The 12,448-nt window shown below is 62.4% G+C and carries 16 protein-coding genes; 8 read left to right on the forward strand and 8 right to left on the reverse strand.

The window, feature by feature from the left end; genetic code table 11:
• The first annotated feature begins 34 nt into the window (after positions 1-34).
• A complete protein-coding gene (locus AC0NIL_RS14520) occupies positions 35-586 on the forward strand; it encodes an isochorismatase family protein (protein ID WP_275952585.1) in 552 nt (183 codons plus the stop codon).
• A 303-nt stretch (positions 587-889) separates the two neighbouring features.
• Here the strand turns inward: AC0NIL_RS14520 and AC0NIL_RS14525 are convergent, their stop codons facing one another.
• From AC0NIL_RS14525 to AC0NIL_RS14535, 3 genes are all read right to left on the reverse strand, one after another.
• Positions 890-1,102: a hypothetical protein gene (locus tag AC0NIL_RS14525; protein WP_013530624.1), complete on the reverse strand. Its 213-nt coding sequence runs from the start codon at positions 1,100-1,102 to the stop codon at positions 890-892.
• Between the two features lie 77 nt (positions 1,103-1,179).
• The gene (locus AC0NIL_RS14530) at positions 1,180-1,479 is read right to left on the reverse strand and encodes a DUF1236 domain-containing protein (protein ID WP_013530625.1); all 300 of its coding nucleotides are present in this window, start codon (positions 1,477-1,479) and stop codon (positions 1,180-1,182) included.
• 964 nt (positions 1,480-2,443) lie between these two features.
• Positions 2,444-2,731 (reverse strand): hypothetical protein, encoded by a 288-nt coding sequence (locus AC0NIL_RS14535; RefSeq protein WP_275952586.1) that lies wholly within the window; start codon positions 2,729-2,731, stop codon positions 2,444-2,446.
• Positions 2,732-3,058: 327 nt separating this feature from the next.
• On the opposite strand from AC0NIL_RS14535, the gene AC0NIL_RS14540 reads away from it, so the two are divergent.
• Complete coding sequence (locus AC0NIL_RS14540; RefSeq protein ID WP_224674556.1) at positions 3,059-3,277, forward strand: exopolysaccharide production repressor protein; 219 nt, start codon at positions 3,059-3,061, stop codon at positions 3,275-3,277.
• A gap of 619 nt (positions 3,278-3,896) precedes the next feature.
• Complete coding sequence (locus AC0NIL_RS14545; protein ID WP_013530629.1) at positions 3,897-4,199, forward strand: DUF1236 domain-containing protein; 303 nt, start codon at positions 3,897-3,899, stop codon at positions 4,197-4,199.
• 84 nt (positions 4,200-4,283) lie between these two features.
• Here AC0NIL_RS14545 and yghU read toward each other — a convergent pair whose 3' ends face one another.
• The gene (gene yghU, locus AC0NIL_RS14550; protein WP_013530630.1) at positions 4,284-5,150 is read right to left on the reverse strand and encodes a glutathione-dependent disulfide-bond oxidoreductase; all 867 of its coding nucleotides are present in this window, start codon (positions 5,148-5,150) and stop codon (positions 4,284-4,286) included.
• A gap of 195 nt (positions 5,151-5,345) precedes the next feature.
• Between yghU and AC0NIL_RS14555 the strand changes: the two genes are divergently transcribed.
• Positions 5,346-6,251 (forward strand): S1C family serine protease, encoded by a 906-nt coding sequence (locus AC0NIL_RS14555; RefSeq protein ID WP_013530631.1) that lies wholly within the window; start codon positions 5,346-5,348, stop codon positions 6,249-6,251.
• A 15-nt stretch (positions 6,252-6,266) separates the two neighbouring features.
• A complete protein-coding gene (locus AC0NIL_RS14560) occupies positions 6,267-7,241 on the forward strand; it encodes a LysR family transcriptional regulator (RefSeq protein ID WP_275952587.1) in 975 nt (324 codons plus the stop codon).
• A 16-nt stretch (positions 7,242-7,257) separates the two neighbouring features.
• On the opposite strand, the gene AC0NIL_RS14565 is transcribed toward AC0NIL_RS14560, so the two are convergent.
• Positions 7,258-7,986, reverse strand: a complete 729-nt coding sequence (locus AC0NIL_RS14565) for an SDR family oxidoreductase (RefSeq protein ID WP_275952588.1) — start codon at positions 7,984-7,986, stop codon at positions 7,258-7,260.
• A gap of 129 nt (positions 7,987-8,115) precedes the next feature.
• The gene (locus AC0NIL_RS14570; protein ID WP_275952589.1) at positions 8,116-8,577 is read right to left on the reverse strand and encodes a MarR family winged helix-turn-helix transcriptional regulator; all 462 of its coding nucleotides are present in this window, start codon (positions 8,575-8,577) and stop codon (positions 8,116-8,118) included.
• Between the two features lie 65 nt (positions 8,578-8,642).
• Here AC0NIL_RS14570 and AC0NIL_RS14575 point away from each other — a divergent pair, with 65 nt between their 5' ends.
• Positions 8,643-9,116, forward strand: a complete 474-nt coding sequence (locus tag AC0NIL_RS14575) for a cupin domain-containing protein (protein ID WP_027160820.1) — start codon at positions 8,643-8,645, stop codon at positions 9,114-9,116.
• A gap of 21 nt (positions 9,117-9,137) precedes the next feature.
• Here the strand turns inward: AC0NIL_RS14575 and AC0NIL_RS14580 are convergent, their stop codons facing one another.
• Positions 9,138-9,749 carry a hypothetical protein gene (locus AC0NIL_RS14580; RefSeq protein ID WP_275952590.1) on the reverse strand — a complete coding sequence of 204 codons (612 nt, stop codon included), beginning with the start codon at positions 9,747-9,749 and terminating at the stop codon, positions 9,138-9,140.
• 264 nt (positions 9,750-10,013) lie between these two features.
• Here AC0NIL_RS14580 and AC0NIL_RS14585 point away from each other — a divergent pair, with 264 nt between their 5' ends.
• The gene (locus AC0NIL_RS14585) at positions 10,014-10,613 is read left to right on the forward strand and encodes a YdeI/OmpD-associated family protein (protein ID WP_275952591.1); all 600 of its coding nucleotides are present in this window, start codon (positions 10,014-10,016) and stop codon (positions 10,611-10,613) included.
• Positions 10,614-10,853: 240 nt separating this feature from the next.
• Positions 10,854-11,987, forward strand: coding sequence for a transporter substrate-binding domain-containing protein (locus AC0NIL_RS14590; protein WP_275952592.1), 1,134 nt, complete (start codon positions 10,854-10,856; stop codon positions 11,985-11,987).
• A 90-nt stretch (positions 11,988-12,077) separates the two neighbouring features.
• On the opposite strand, the gene AC0NIL_RS14595 is transcribed toward AC0NIL_RS14590, so the two are convergent.
• Positions 12,078-12,365 (reverse strand): hypothetical protein, encoded by a 288-nt coding sequence (locus AC0NIL_RS14595; RefSeq protein WP_275952593.1) that lies wholly within the window; start codon positions 12,363-12,365, stop codon positions 12,078-12,080.
• Positions 12,366-12,448 lie beyond the last annotated feature (83 nt).

A 12,448-nucleotide genomic window follows, 5' to 3' on the forward strand; every position in this document is an offset into this window, starting at 1 on the left:
TTGATCACCTTGTCCGCCGTGCTATGTAAAGCCCATGCCAGCATCCAGCCTCCCAGACAACGCGCCGCTCATCGTCATCGATCTCCAGACCGGTATGTTCGACGGCGTGCACGAACCGCCGATCCATGATGCGCCAGGCATAGTCGAGCGCACCAAAGCGGTGATCGACTGGGCGCGGGGCGGCGGGCGCAAGGTCGCATTTGTCAGGCATGATGGACCCGAAGGCGATCCGTTGGCACCGGATCAGCCGGGCTGGCCGGTTTGGCCCGCACTTGGCCAAGCTGCGGACGAGCCGACCTTTGCCAAATCCGTGCGCGATGCTTTCAGCAATCCCGCCTTCGGCGACTGGGTTGCCGGGCAGGGTGCGGGTGCTGTCGTGCTCCTGGGCGCGCAGACCGATTTTTGCGTAGCCGCGACGGTCAAGGGCGCGATCGCCAGAGGGCTCGGCGTGACCGTGGTGTCCGATGCGCACAGCACGCTGGACAATGCCAGCGAGAGTGCCGAGCAGGTCATCATCAGGCACAATGGCGAATTCGCCGAGGCCGGCGTCAATCTGGTGACCACAAAGGCGCTTGTCGGCGGCTGAGCCCGAACGTCGCCGCAGGCCGCATTATCAGGCAGGCCGGCTTGAGGACTTCGCGAGGGAAGACAGCGCCGGGCGCCTGCCGTGGTCGACGCGGACGGGGGGGCGCATTGTTGGGATGGCTCGGGCGCCCGCGTCAACCAGGGCGGCTCGTACCGCCGCATTAGCAACATTGCACATTGCGTGCCGCTCGAAACTTCCGCGAAAGCGGAATAGGCCGGAGCAAAAGGGCGGATTCGGCTGAGACTTTCGGCGCGCTTTCCCGGTCCGGGAGTCAAAAAGCCTGCTGGTTATTGGGAATGTCGTTCAAGGCGTTTGCCGGTGCTGCACCGGATCGGCGAGGAACGACACCGCAATCAGGTCGTCGCCATCGATCCGGCCGTGACGATCTTCCATGATGGCCGCGACCTTTTGAAAGGTTTTCATTTCGGCATCCGTCACCCGCGCATCGCGCATCCGGGCTTGGAGATCGGCCAGGCGAACGCCCAAAGCAGGGGATGTCACAGCTTTGCTTATCATCTTCACTCGTCCTGATTGGAAACTGACATGGGCAACCCGCCGCCATGGCTGGCGGCGGGTTTGGGACAATTCCAAGTTCAGTCGTAGACCTTGACGATCTTGCGGGTGCCCGGATCCACCAGGACGGTGCGGTTGTCGACCACTACGTAGCGGTATTTGACGTCGGGGATCTCATGAAGCTCGACCGTATCCGGCAACGCGCTACCAACATTCAGTTCCACGCCGGGAATCTTGACCGAAGCGAGGGGCTGCTTCTTCACATACTCGCGGATGACCGTGTCCTGTTCAGGCTGGATGACAACGTCCTGAGCGGCAACGGCGCCCACTCCGGCCAACAGCAACAGCGCCGCTGCGGCGCCCGTTAGGTGCATTTTCATACTGTTTCTCCTTGCGAGTCAGCATGACAAGATCGTCCAACGCTGACGGCAACTGAACTTGAGCCAACTGAAAATGTTCCTCAGATTGGGCTTCGGTCGGATGCTGTCTGCGACTTAAGTCTGGCCCGAGAGCGCATTGGTCTTACCGACGGGAACGGCTCTCTGTTCACGGCTGTTTGTCTCCCGGAATTCGGAGAAACAGATGGACAAAAGTGTTGGCCAAGCGCGCTGGTTGCTCGCACCGATTTTCGCGACAGCCGTTACCTTTCTGGTGATGGGAATAGTCCTTGGCTGACATGTCGTCGATCGGCGCAGCAACGTCCCTTCCTGCGCTGAGAGGGTTCGCAAGCCGCTTCGGCGCCTGGCGAACCCTCTATCTTCACCATACGCCGGCCTGCTCGTCGCTATCGTCCAGCAGTTGCTCATCCAGTTTGCCGCTCGGTTATCGGGCCGTGTGTATCGATCGAGCCGGCGGCGAAGACAAGACACGTTGATCCGTAGGCTGCTCGCTGAAGTAAAGCGAACTGCCGAGAATGAGGAACACGATGCCCACCGCCGTCAATCCAACCATGAGCACGGCAATCGCCGTTCCTGGGCCATAGCCTGTCTTGATGATGGTGGATCGGTGGGCCATCGCGGCGTTCTCCAGACACCCGGCGGTGCCGAGTTCTGCGACAAACGACAAGCGAGGCCCGATGTTCCCTCATTGGAAGCCTCAATCGGTCACTTTGGGCTTTTGCTTTTTCCTGTAGGACCAAGGTCTTATCTGCCGAGCGCAAAGGTCCAAGGGGCCTTGTTCAGTTCCGATAATGTCCCTTGGATGTTCCGTTACTTTAGGTAAACCTGATATATTGCCTGGGCGGAAAACTTAGCTGGCCAAGCAAAATCGCCCGCGAACCGGGCATAGAAAATGTGGCTTTGGCAAGTTCAACAACAGGCAGTCATGTCTCGGGCGACGAATAGCTCACGTCTCGTCGAATCCGTCCTCTCGGGTCTGATCGTGCGTGATTGCGGCTTCTTCCTCATCATCGGGGAGGGCGTCGTCGCTGTCCTGGTACGCGTTATCGTCGTCCTCGTCCGGCAGATCGCCGTCTTTTTCGACGCCGTAACGCATGTCGCCGTTTTCCGGCGCGGACTCTGGCAGGATCTCGCCGCCCTTGATTGCATCCCAATCCTGCTGCTCGATGGTCGGCCCATCCGCCCGCGGTGCGTCATCTTCGATATCGGCGCTTGGTTTGTTGCGAGGTGCCATGCTGGCCTCCAATCGTTGAAGAACTGGAGGCGAAACTCGGCGTGCCGGCGTTTGTTCCGGACCCGAAGTGCAAAGACCGGGCGTGCTCCTGGATTGTCGACGGCTGGCGTGTCAGCCCAGCCCCGCCAGCACCGCGGCCGCGGCCCGCACGGTTGCCAAGTTGCCGTGCAAATGGAGAACGCATTGCGGCGACTGACCCCTTACTTGCGAAGTTGCTAAAATAATGAAATGTTGTCCGCGGGAAATGAAATGAGGCAGGGACTGGTTGGAACCGGCGCGGTTTCGACGGTTTTGGAAACCATGTATTTTGGACAGTTTCTGGTAGGAATGTCAGCCACGGCCGTCATCGTCGCGGTCTGGACCTATATGACCACCGGCTCCTTCTGGGAGGCATTTGCCTGGACGATAGCGACGCTGCTTGTCCTGCAGGTCGGCTACTTCGTGCTCGTCGTGAGGCTGATCTTCAGGCGCGCACATGACATCGTGCCGAGCCAGGATCCGGTAGACGCCTTTCCGCCATTGCATCGCGACGGTGTCCAGCTTTGAGACCGGGTGACCAGGACCGGTCAGGAATGGCGTTTCCATACCAGGCCGTCCACTCGAGCGCGTTCGCCCGGGCAAACTCGGGGAACGTCGCCACCAGCGCGATCACGACCGACGGCAAGGTGTTTGGTCGCTGAGACGGCGCCTTCTGAGCATATCCCTGCTGGAGATTTCGGCCCAGCGTTATCATGGGAACAGGATGCATGCGCGACCGCTCCGCATTGTGCTCAGGCCGACAGGTTGGGAACAAGTGCTGATGCTTCGCGTTCTCTGGCAGTGTCGATGAGGTTGCCGCCTCCATCGGTACTGTTATGGCTCGCTCTGCTCCCGGCGGGGCGAGCCCTTTTCGTGCCGGAGCCTTTCAAATCGTCCAGATGAAGAGGCGGATGCGCGGCCGATTTGGCGCACTGGTGCTCAGATTGAATTTTTTCCCTCTAAATATCCGTATATATCTGTGCAAGTTTTCAAACTCTTGAACGCTGTCTGCCGAACGTTTGATCAGCAACCAATCAATATCCAGTCTGCAATCGTAATATCTCCAATTCTGAAGTTACGATGGAACCGCATGGCAGCGGTGGAGTTTTTATGGAGGGCGGAATTCAGTTATCACTAGGAGATGGCCATGAGACTTTATCTTACGAGCGCGGCGACCGCCGTCGTCCTGATGGGTGGGATTGGTGCGGCGCTGGCGGAAAACGTCGTCGTCGTCCAGCCGGAGCAGGAGACAGTCGTTCGCGAATACATCAAGAGAGAACCGCTTGCCTCGGTGAACCTTCTGGGCGTCGAGCTCAAGCTCGGCTCGTCGGTGCCGGATACGGTCGAACTGCGTGAGGTGCCCGACGTCAAATACCGCGTCGCGGTGATCAACGACCAGACGGTCCTCGTCGATCCGGAGACCCGCCAGATTGTTGAAGTGCTGCACTAGGGATTCCCGCAGTACTGGACCTTGGGAAAAACCCGCCCCGACGTCGCGTCGGGGCGGGTTTCCTTTGCCGCGACCCGCGATGGCCTATTCGGCGGCCAGTCTATCCTGCGTCTTGGTCTCGAAATCGCTGGCGTCGTGGCGTTCATGCAGTTGCATGGCAGGCTCACCGAAGGCGCGGTTGACCATGCGGCCGCGCTTGACCGCCGGGCGGGCGTCGATGGCCTTCGCCCAACGCTGCACATGCTTGTACTCGTGCACGGACAGGAACTCGCCGGAATCATTGTACATGCGGCCGAGTGCCAGCCCGCCATACCAGGGCCACACCGCCATGTCGGCGATGGAATAGTCCTTGCCGCCGAGATATTCAGTCTCGGCCAACCGGCGGTCGAGCACGTCCATCTGACGCTTCACCTCCATCGAGAAGCGATCGATGGCATATTCGAACTTTTCCGGCGCATAGGCGTAGAAGTGGCCGAAGCCGCCGCCCAGATACGGCGCCGAGCCCATCTGCCAGAACAGCCAGGACAGCACCTCGGCGCGGGCCGGCTGTTCGGTCGGAAGGAATTCGCCGAACTTTTCGGCGAGATAGACCAGGATCGAGCCGGATTCGAAGATGCGCACCGGTGTGGTGCCACTGTGGTCCATCAGGGCCGGAATCTTGGAGTTTGGATTGACCTCGACGAAGCCGCTGCCGAACTGGTCGCCATCGTTGATCCGGATCAGCCAGGCATCGTATTCGGCACCCTTGTGGCCGCGCGCCAGAAGCTCTTCCAGCATGACGGTGACCTTGACGCCGTTCGGCGTCGCCAGCGAATAGAGCTGCAACGGATGCTTGCCGACAGGCAGTTCCTTGTCATGCGTCGGCCCGGCGATCGGCCGGTTGATGCTGGCAAAGGCTCCGCCGCTCGGCTTGTTCCAGGTCCATACTTTCGGCGGTGTGTAGTCGGTCATTTCGTGGCCTCGTGTCGGGGAAGGATGGCAGGTCGCCATTAACTAGGGCTGCGGATGTGTAAGTTCAACTTGCGTTGAACTATTATCGCTGCCCGCAGTGCCAACATCGGCAATTGGGCTCTTCCTTACCCTTGCGCCTTCTCCTGCGTGGCATACCTATAGAAGATGTCGCCAAAGCCCACCCAGGACAAAAGCATGACCATCAATCCCAATCCGCGCTCGGTCGTTGCCGTGCGGGCCACTGTTCCCGAAGATGCCTTTACGGCCGGGGCGCTCGGCACGCTCAGGGAAGGCAGCGGCGTCGTCATTCGCAATGACGGGCTGGTGCTGACCATCGGTTATCTCATCACCGAAGCGGAAGAGGTCTGGCTGACCAGCCATGACGGCCGCGTCATCCCCGCGCACGCGCTGGCCTATGACCAGGAATCGGGCTTCGGCCTGGTGCAGGCGCTGGCGCCGCTCGGCCTGCCGGCGGTGGCGCTGGGCGATGCCGGCAAGGCCAGGATCGGCGACGCCGTGGTGCTGGCCGACGGCATCGGCCAGTCGGTGCAGGCCAGGATCGTCACCAAGCAGGAATTCGCCGGCTATTGGGAGTATCTGCTCGACGAGGCGATCTTCATTGCGCCGGCGCACCCGTCCTGGGGCGGTGCCGGGCTGTTCGGCGCCGATGGCTCGCTGCTCGGCATCGGTTCGCTGCGTCTGCAGATGAGCCGCAATGGCGAGGTCGCCGATATCAACATGGTGGTGCCGATCGATTTGTTGCCGCCCATACTCGACGATCTCCTGACGCGCGGCCAGGTGGCCAAGCCCCCGCGTCCATGGCTCGGCGCCCTGTCGGCCGAAAGCGATGGCAGAGTGGTGGTGATGAGCGTGACCGAAGGCGGTCCGGCGGCCAAGGCTGGCCTGCGCCAGGGCGACATCATCTCGGACATCCGCGACGGCGCGGTCGATGGACTCGCCGATTTCTATCGCAAGCTGTGGGAGAGCGGCTCGGCCGGTGCCGAGATTCCGATGCGGGTGCTGCGCGACGGCCGCGAAACCTGGCTGCGCGTCAAGTCCGCCGACCGCGGCAGTTTTCTGAAGAAGCCGCAGCTGCAATAGCGCGTCAGCCACACGATGCATCCAAGACTGCTCAAAACCTTCCTTGCGGTGGCGCGGAGCCGCAACATCACGCGCGCCGCAGAAGTGGTCCACCTCGCGCAATCGAGCGTCAGCGACCAGATCCTGGCGCTTGAGGCCGAGCTTGGCGCTCCCCTGTTCACGCGCGCGAAGTCCGGTCTCGAGCTGACGCCGGCAGGCCTAGCGCTGAAGCCGATCGCCGAGGATTTGTTGCGGCTCGACGGCGAGGCGCGCGCGGCCGTGCAGGCGGCGGCAGGTTCGACAAGCGGGCACCTGACTATCGGCGCGCTGGAGACGATCGCGTCGGCCAGGCTGGCGCCTTGGCTGCCCGGGTTCCAGGCCGGCCACCCCGACATCACCGTGCGGATGAAGGTGGCGGGCAGCGGCGCGCTGCTGCGCCAATTGGAGGATGGCGACATCGATGTCGCTTTCTGCTTCGACCGCCGTGATTTCGCGAAGGGCGCGTCGGATAAACACTTCGCCAGGCGCACGATAGCAGCCGAACCGCTGGTGCTGGTCGCGGCTCCCGGGCAGGGCAGCCTGCCAGGCGACCTTGCCGCGCTTGGCGAACTGCAGTTCGTGGCAACGGAGGCCGGATGCATCTACCGACACATGTTCGACACGGCCTTTGCCGAGGCGGGCGCTGCCGCACCTAGACTTGCCAACGAGGTCGGCAGCATCGGCGCCATTGCGCGGCTGGTGGCGGCCGGCGCGGGGCTCGCCCTCGTTCCACGCCTGGCCGTCACCGATGCGCTCGCACGCGGCGACATTGTCGAAATGCGATGGCCCGGCCAGATGCGGACGGCGCCGCTGGTGATGATCTGGCGCCGCCGGCGCGTCCAGCTGCCGGCGCTTAAGCAATTGCTCACTGCCGCGCGCGACACGCTGGTGCCGGCCCTGCAGCCCGCCAAGGCTGGTTCAGGACTTGAATCGTCGAACCGCTCCAAGGCCTTGTTTGCAAACAACTCCTGACGGAAGCAGCGGCGGTTCAGATCAGGCGGTGGCCGCCCTCGACATGCAGCGTCGTTCCCGTGGTAAAGCCATTGCCGATCAGGAAGGCGATGGCGTCGGCGATATCATCGGGTTGGCCAATCCGCCCGACCGGCAGCCGCTTGGCCATCGCGGCCAACGTCTCGTCCTTCCTGTCGCCGGCCACTTGCGCCCAGATCGTGGTGTCGACCCAGCCGGGTGACACGGCATTGACGCGGATCGGCGCCAACTCGACCGCCAGCGCCCGCACGAGGCCTTCGAGCGCTGCGTTGACAGCAGCAACGACGGAGCCGCGTGCGGCTGGGCGATAGGCGGCGATACCGGAGACGAAGGTCATGGAGCCGGATGCTGCCAGCCGCGGCGCACCGTGCTTGGCGAGCAGCAGCGGGCCATACAGCTTGCTCTCCACCACCTTTTGCGCCGCCATCAGGTCAAGCTCCGGCAGCAGCCGGTAGGCGCCTTCGATGTCGGCTGCGGTGCAGACGATGTGGTCGAGTCCGCCAATCGCTGCGAACAGCGCCGAGACCTGGTCTTCGCGCGCGATGTCGACGACGGCCGTCTCCAGCCCGGCGGGATTGCCGAGCGCCTCGCGCGCCTGCCGCAGCCGGTCTTGGCCGCGCCCGGCGATGACAACCGCCGCACCGGCCTCCACGCAATGCCGGGCCAGCGCCAGACCCATGCCGGAGCCGCCGCCGACGATCAGGATTTTCTGTTTCGAAATGCTCATTTCGCTCTGCCTTTGCTTGGATGGACAAGGGCAGGAATTGGCAGTTCGGCGCGACAGAAGGAAACGGAAGAAACCGATAGTGCCATCGGAAAGGCCGATGGAGCAGGGCGGACGAGCGCCGTCTCTGGCTCAGCGCACCAGCGGACTTTCCCAGACGACAAACAGCAGAGCTTTCAGCTGGGCAAAGCGCTCCGGCCCAAGTTCGGTGCGCCATTCCTCCTCGATGTCGCGCAGGATATCGACCATTTTCCAGGACGCGGCATGACCGCGTTCCGTGGATCGCACCACGCGCGCACCGCCATCGCCGGGAATGTCGGAGCGGACGAGGTAGCCGTACCCTTCGAGACTGCTGAGCAGCTGGTTGATGGCCTGTTTGCTCATGCCGGCACGCTCGGCGATGGTGCCGGGCCGCGCGCCGTCCGGTCCGGGAAACTGCAACACCGCCATATGCGGCAGGCGCAATTCGTCGAAACCGGCGGCGTTGAGCTCCTTGATCAGCCGCCGCTGGATCGCTTGTGCCGGCACGCGCAGCAGGGCGCCGATCAGCAGGTTCTCGGTCTTGGTCTGTAGAACTTCCGTTGAGGTAGGCATTGACGATCCGGTAAATTGAGTTTACTGATAGCGAGTAAATGTAATTTACCGGAGGGCTTTGCGCAATGTCGGTCATGAATCTTCAGGTCAATCCAGCCAATGAGACCATCGGCGACAAGGGGCTGTCGATTCGCTTCCTGGTGACGGGCGACAGTTCGAACGGCAGCATCGCCGCCTTTGAGTTGAGGGTTGCCAGCGGACTGCGCCTGCTGGCGCCGGCGCACAGCCATGATCACTACGAAGAGACGATCTACGGCATTGAGGGGGTGCTGACCTGGACCGTCGACGGCAAGCCGATCGAGGTCGGACCGGGAGAAGCGCTGTGCATCCCGCGTGGCGCAGTCCATCGCTTCGACAACAATGGCAGCGCGGATGCGAAAGCGCTGTGCGTCGTCACACCAGCGGCGATCGGTCCGGACTATTTCCGCGAGATATTCGCCATGTTCCACGCCGCCGCCGGCGGTCCGCCGGACAAGGCTGGGATGATGGATATCATGCGCCGCCACGGGCTGACGCCGGCAGCGCCGCCGCCAAGCTGAAGTCGGTCGAAGAGGCGTCGATCACGCGCCGCAAGCGCTGAAGGTGGTGCCGGGGTTCCAGTCCTTGAAGGCGATGGTCTGGCCTTCGACCGAGACGTTCCTGTGCTTGGTGCTGCCGTCCGGCTGCTTTTCGCTGCTGGTGCCTTTGCCGGTCAGCACATTGTACGCGCAGGCGCTTTCGGCATTCTCCTTCAAATAGTCATAGTGGTCATAGGCGAAGCCGGCGACGATGAAAGCATCATTGCGCCAGGCGATGGTCAGCGTCATGTCGGTCCGTTCGCTGCCGATCTCCATCGCTGGCAGGTAGAATTTGATCGAGCCGTTGGGCAGCATCGTCAGTTCCGGCTCGGTGTCGGAGTTCTCGTAGCCCGCCCGCTCGTAGCCGTTCCATTCCCCTTGGATCTGCTCGTGCACGATCTCGACGGGTTTGAGGTAATTGTGCTCCTTGTCCCTGAGGAAGAAGTGGACGTCCATCGGATGGCCGGGTTCGGTCTCCACCACCATGGCAAGATCGACGGCGCCGTCGCCATTGAAATCGCCAGTCACAGCCGTGATGATCTTCCGGGTTTCGATCGGCTCGGCGAGGGTGGCCGTGGGGAGAAACAACACGAAGGCGAGCAACAGAGATTTCATGGCGTATTCCCCCGGGAGCGAGACGGCGTGCCCGAGCACGAGCATGGCAGGTATTCCGGGACTTTCTACAGGGGGGCGGGAAGAAAAATGTTCGGGCCGAGGGGCGCGAAGGAACGCCGTCCGCGCCTGCCAAGTCTGCTGCCGGAAACTGACAGCAATTCATGCCACGATGCTGGCCAATGACGATGGGCATGATGCCGGAGGCAGGACGACAGTGAGAGCGATGACGCGAGCGGCAACAGCATCGAACGGGCAGGCCGACTGATGGCGCCGATCAAGGTCGATCCCGCCAAGGTTCACGAATTCGCGGATCCTGCCGGCTTCTACGCCTGGCTGAGCAAGCACCACGCCACGGAAGCCGAAGTCTGGATCAAGATGCACAAGGTGGGGTCCGGATTGAAATCGATCACCCCCAAGCAAGCCATCGACGTGGTGCTGTGCTTCGGCTGGATCGATGCGGTGCGCAAAGGGTTGGACGACAAGAGCTTCCTGCAGCGCTACACGCCGCGCGGCAGGAAGAGCATCTGGAGTCTGATCAACATCGACAATGTGGCGCGGCTGGTCGAGGAGGGCCGCATGACCGAGCATGGGCTCAAACAGGTCGAAGCGGCGAAGGCGGACGGGCGCTGGGCGCGCGCCTATGGCAGCGGCAAGGAGATGAAAATTCCCGATGATTTGCAAGCAGCCATAGACGCCGAACCCGCTGCGAAGGCGATGCTTGAAAAACTCAACGCGCAAAACCGCTTCGCGCTCGCCTTCCGCATTCACAACATGAAGACCGAGGCTGGGCGCAAGAGGAAGATCGAGACGTTTGTGGCAATGCTGAAGCGTGGTGAGACGATCCATCCGCAAGGCAGGAAGTGAGGTTGGCGCGAATTCGTCTTCGGCGCCGCAAGCCTGTCCTCACGGGATCCCTCGTTGCGCGAAGCGCTTCAGGATTTGAATCGCGAAATTGTTCCAACTGCTTGTTTTCGCGCAATTCGGGGTCGGTGTGGCGCGGCCGCTTCAGCAACGACATCGCTGGTGGACGGAGGAGGGCACGGCGGCTACCCTTCGAAAGCCGCGACGATCGAGCGGCGGACCGGTCGCTGGGAGTCGTTGCCGTTGAGAAGAGTTGCTTCGTGGACGATGGCGCTGGGTCTCATTGTCATCGTCGCGTGTGTGGGAGCCGGGGTCACGCTTGCCCAGACTTCGCCCGATCAGCCTTCTCCCGACCTGGCTTCCCCCTCGGCCTCGCCGGCAAAAGAGATCTCGGTCGGGATAAAACAGGCGCCGCCTTTTGCGTTCAAGCTGCAGGACGGCAGCTGGTCGGGATTGAGCATCGACCTCTGGCAGAAAATAGCCGGGCGGCTCAACCTGCGCTTCCACTATGTCGAAGTGCCTGCCGTGCAGGACCAGATCGATGGCGTGGTCAGCGGCAGATTCGATGCGGCGATGGCCGCGATCACGGTCACGGCCGACCGCGAAAAGGCCGTCGACTTCACGCAGCCCTTCTTCACGACCGGGCTCGGCATCGCGACGCCGCTCAACAACCAGCCGTCATGGCGGCCGGTGCTGCATGCCCTGACGTCGTTCGGCTTCCTGCAGGCGGTGCTGGCGCTGGTCATCATATCGGTGGTGGTCGGCGTCCTGATCTGGATGTTCGAACGCCGGCACAATGACGATTTCGGCGGCGGCGTCGCCAAGGGACTGTTTTCCAGCATGTGGTCGTCGACCATCGCCGCGACGCAGGCCAGCACCGGTGATTTCGGCCCGCGAACCGTGCCGGGGCGCGTGCTGGCCGCGCTCTGGATGATGGGATCGATCATCGCGATCGCGGTGTTCACCGCGGGTGTCACATCGGTGCTGACGGTGACGCAGATGGAAGGCATGGTGCAGGGCGAAAGCGATCTCGCCGCGGTCAGGGTCGGCGCGGTGCAGAGCTCGTCGACGGCGTCCTATCTGGATTCGACCCAGATCCGTCATCAGGACTTTGCCTCGATCCAGCAAGGCCTCAACGCGCTTCGCGCCGGCAAGATCGACGCGCTGGTGCACGACAAGCCGCTGCTTGGCTGGCTGGTCGGGCAGAATTACGCGACAAGCCTGCAGGTTCTCGATGCGACGTTCGACCAGCAGCAATATGCCATTGCGCTGCCGCTCGGCAGCCCGTTGCGCAAGTCTCTCGATGTCGCCCTCCTGCAGACCATCGAAAGCGATTGGTGGAAGCAGGCCGTCTTCCAGTATCTGGGCGAGAAGTAGCCGGCAGGAACTTCCGCAGTGCGGTGCGCTGGAAGAACCGCCCTCGCTATCCGAGAGTGGCGGCCTATCTTTCAGGGATTGGTGTTGCTGTCACTGGTCCAGGTCGACCGGTGTCACGCCAAGAAGTTTCAGGGCGTTGGCATAGGTCCGGATGCCTTGGGCCTGCTTGCGCTCGGCACAGAACTGGTTCGCCTTGTCCTGGAGTGCCGTTGCCTCGGCGATCTGGCTCGCACTGGCACCGGGTTTGGCTTTGGTCTGGATGGCTCCGTCGAGTTGAAGACCGAGCCGGTTGCAATATTCGCTCCGGGTGACCGCTGCTTCCGCCCCCGATTGTGCGACGGCCAGCATGGCGAGCGAAATGCCTGTCAGGGCACCCATCCATCCGGTCGAACGTCGTTGCATGTTTCGGGACCATTTCTTCGCGTTGTGCCGCAGGCCGCGTGACCGCCGCGAGGGTGGTT

The sequence above is a fragment of the Mesorhizobium sp. WSM1343 genome (genome assembly GCF_055901535.1).

Bases quoted from the DNA above. Each gene is read 5' to 3' on its own strand.
- AC0NIL_RS14540 (WP_224674556.1), top strand. From the start codon at position 3,059: ATGTCAGCCACGGCCGTCATCGTCGCGGTCTGGACCTATATGACCACC.
- AC0NIL_RS14595 (WP_275952593.1), bottom strand. From the start codon at position 12,365: ATGGGTGCCCTGACAGGCATTTCGCTCGCCATGCTGGCCGTCGCACAA.
- AC0NIL_RS14570 (WP_275952589.1), bottom strand. From the start codon at position 8,577: ATGCCTACCTCAACGGAAGTTCTACAGACCAAGACCGAGAACCTGCTG.
- AC0NIL_RS14555 (WP_013530631.1), top strand. From the start codon at position 5,346: ATGACCATCAATCCCAATCCGCGCTCGGTCGTTGCCGTGCGGGCCACT.
- AC0NIL_RS14535 (WP_275952586.1), bottom strand. From the start codon at position 2,731: ATGGCACCTCGCAACAAACCAAGCGCCGATATCGAAGATGACGCACCG.
- AC0NIL_RS14520 (WP_275952585.1), top strand. From the start codon at position 35: ATGCCAGCATCCAGCCTCCCAGACAACGCGCCGCTCATCGTCATCGAT.
- yghU (WP_013530630.1), bottom strand. From the start codon at position 5,150: ATGACCGACTACACACCGCCGAAAGTATGGACCTGGAACAAGCCGAGC.
- AC0NIL_RS14580 (WP_275952590.1), bottom strand. From the start codon at position 9,749: ATGAAATCTCTGTTGCTCGCCTTCGTGTTGTTTCTCCCCACGGCCACC.
- AC0NIL_RS14585 (WP_275952591.1), top strand. From the start codon at position 10,014: ATGGCGCCGATCAAGGTCGATCCCGCCAAGGTTCACGAATTCGCGGAT.
- AC0NIL_RS14560 (WP_275952587.1), top strand. From the start codon at position 6,267: ATGCATCCAAGACTGCTCAAAACCTTCCTTGCGGTGGCGCGGAGCCGC.
- AC0NIL_RS14530 (WP_013530625.1), bottom strand. From the start codon at position 1,479: ATGAAAATGCACCTAACGGGCGCCGCAGCGGCGCTGTTGCTGTTGGCC.
- AC0NIL_RS14565 (WP_275952588.1), bottom strand. From the start codon at position 7,986: ATGAGCATTTCGAAACAGAAAATCCTGATCGTCGGCGGCGGCTCCGGC.
- AC0NIL_RS14575 (WP_027160820.1), top strand. From the start codon at position 8,643: ATGTCGGTCATGAATCTTCAGGTCAATCCAGCCAATGAGACCATCGGC.
- AC0NIL_RS14545 (WP_013530629.1), top strand. From the start codon at position 3,897: ATGAGACTTTATCTTACGAGCGCGGCGACCGCCGTCGTCCTGATGGGT.
- AC0NIL_RS14525 (WP_013530624.1), bottom strand. From the start codon at position 1,102: ATGATAAGCAAAGCTGTGACATCCCCTGCTTTGGGCGTTCGCCTGGCC.